Origin of the sequence: Roseivivax isoporae LMG 25204 (assembly GCF_000521865.1) — a bacterium.
GTDB classification, from domain to species: domain Bacteria; phylum Pseudomonadota; class Alphaproteobacteria; order Rhodobacterales; family Rhodobacteraceae; genus Roseivivax; species Roseivivax isoporae.
Map to the genome: position 1 here is coordinate 1 of NZ_JAME01000138.1, position 800 is coordinate 800.

The 800-nt window shown below is 72.0% G+C and carries 1 protein-coding gene; it reads right to left on the reverse strand.

Going from position 1 to position 800, the window contains the following annotated elements:
- On the reverse strand, nt 1-800 hold an 800-nt coding region (locus tag RISW2_RS25245; RefSeq protein ID WP_084615554.1), incomplete at both ends, for a cache domain-containing protein.

Below are 800 nucleotides of genomic sequence, written 5' to 3' on the forward strand. Positions count from 1 at the left end.
GGCAGGTCGTCGTAGCCCACCTGGGGCAGCAGCGTGGCGAAGTAGTCGTTGCCGTCGGGCCAGGTCTCGCGCGTGGCGGTCGCGGTTCCCGCCCGGGCGGCGCGGAGGATCTGCAGTTCGGCGGTTGTCGGGCGTTCGCCGGTCGTCGCAGCGATCACCGAGCCATCCGCGCCGATCAGGAACAGGTCGAGGCCAAGGCTGTCCGCGGTCTCGGACAGGAACCGCGTGGCCCAGTCGAAGTCGATGTGCACCGCGACGACGCCGGCGGCCTCGCCCTCCGTTGTCCGCACCGGCAGCGCAAGGTCTATGAAACGTGGCGGCTCGCCGGTTTCGGTCTCGGGCAGGAGCGAGGCGAGCAGGACCGCCTCGTGCACGTCGCCGGCAAAGCCGCCGCGCAGCCCGTTGCGGAACCAGGGCCGCGCGCTCACGTCCGCCCCGTCGAGCAGCCCGTCCGATGCGGTGCGCACCACGCCGTCGGTGCCTGCCCAGCCGATCCACGAAATGCGCGTGCCGTCGCCGCGCATCCCGTCCATCAGGCCCCGCACCCGATCGAGATCGCCGCGCCCGGCCTCGGCGGCGAGATATGTGAGATCGCTCCAGTCCTCGTGGATCGCACGGGCATAGGCGGCGGCGGCTGCCTGCGTGCGCAGCCGCACCGCCTGGTCAAGCGCCTGGTCGGCGAGATCGCCCGCGCGCGAATAGAGAAAGAGACCCGCGGTCAGGCTCACGAGCGCCATCGTCACCAGGACGAAACCGTAGGCGGCACGCGGCAGCGTCAGGCGCGGCAGGCTCGAACGGGG